Source organism: Streptomyces sp. WM6386, from assembly GCF_000972385.1.
GTDB lineage: Bacteria > Actinomycetota > Actinomycetes > Streptomycetales > Streptomycetaceae > Streptomyces.
The window spans coordinates 1-312 of record NZ_JXTE01000793.1 but is presented as its reverse complement, the minus strand read 5'-3'; the positions used below and the strand labels follow the sequence as shown (position 1 = coordinate 312).

The following is a 312-nucleotide window of genomic DNA, read 5'->3' as shown; positions in this document are numbered from 1 at the left end:
GAGGTCAGCGAAATGTCCGGTGCCGTGATTGCTCCGGGCGTCGTTCATCTCACGTACGTCGCGGACAACCAAGGCCGCCGGGCGCGGCGGAGTTCGTTGTGGCGCCTGACGGAGACGGGCTGGCGGATGTACTTCCACCAGGGAACTCCGACCAGCTGAGCGCGTGTTACCGCTGCCCGTGGGTGCGGAGGCAGCCGACCGTGCAGCCAGCCTGGCGGCACAAACCGGCGGTGCGCAGTTGGCCGCGATGGCTTGCTGGTTCAGGCGTGTGCGCCGGGGGTGCTCGCGGCACCCGTGACGACGGCTCCGAGG

The 312-nt window shown here is 69.6% G+C and carries 1 pseudogene; it reads left to right on the top strand.

From position 1 onward, the window contains the following. Positions 1-159: pseudogene (locus tag TN53_RS49045) on the top strand (DUF4440 domain-containing protein); the annotation flags it as partial. Positions 160-312: the final 153 nt, after the last annotated feature.